At 70.5% G+C, this 736-nt stretch carries 1 protein-coding gene; it reads left to right on the top strand.

Going from position 1 to position 736, the window contains the following annotated elements:
• On the top strand, positions 1-639 hold a 639-nt coding region (locus tag D473_RS25370; RefSeq protein WP_017611542.1), incomplete at its 5' end, for an MHYT domain-containing protein.
• Between the last annotated feature and the right edge of the window lie 97 nt (positions 640-736).

The raw sequence follows: 736 nt of genomic DNA, 5'->3' as shown, positions 1-736 counted from the left end.
TACGACACCTTCCTGACCGTCCTCAGCGGAATCACCGCCGTCGTGGTCATGGGTGTGGCGCTCTCCCTCACCCTGTTCGAGAACAGTGTGGTCCGGCTGCTGCTGAGCGGGCCGGTCGCCGGCCTGGGCGTGGTGAGCATGCACTACATGGGCATGGCCTCCATGAACACCCACGGCGAGATGCACCACGACCTCTTCTGGGTCACCACCGCGGCCCTCATCGCGCTCGTGGCAGCCACGGTGGCGCTGTGGTGCGCCTCCAGGCTCGACGGGCAACCCGCCATCGTCCTCGCCGCCGTCGTCATGGGCGCGGCGGTCACCCTCATGCACTACGCCGGCATGGCCGGCGTGGAGGTGGCAGAGCCGGAGAACACGCCACAAGGCAGCCCCGAGGGCGCCGCAGCGTTCGACCTGATACTGCCGCTCATCGTGGGGTTGTTCGTCTTCGTGCTCATCTGCAGCCTGTTCCTGCTGCTGAGCGCCGACGACGACCATCCCCCGCCCTCGGAGCGGCCCGCCCATCACGACTCGGACCGGCCGGCGCCCTCGAACGGGGACGCCTTCCGGCCCTGGGACCACCGCGACGGCACACGACACGTCCAGGCCCACTGGCCCCCGCAGCGGGGCCCGCGCCGCTGACCGGGCCGAGCGCCGGAACCACCCTCAGAAGGAGAACCCGCGGTGGGCGTTCCCTGCCACCGCGGCAGCGAGCTCGTCCTCGTCCATGCCCTTGGTC

Origin of the sequence: Nocardiopsis xinjiangensis YIM 90004, from assembly GCF_000341145.1 — a bacterium.
Classification (GTDB): domain Bacteria; phylum Actinomycetota; class Actinomycetes; order Streptosporangiales; family Streptosporangiaceae; genus Nocardiopsis; species Nocardiopsis xinjiangensis.
This window is presented reverse-complemented; position numbering and strand designations above follow the sequence as displayed.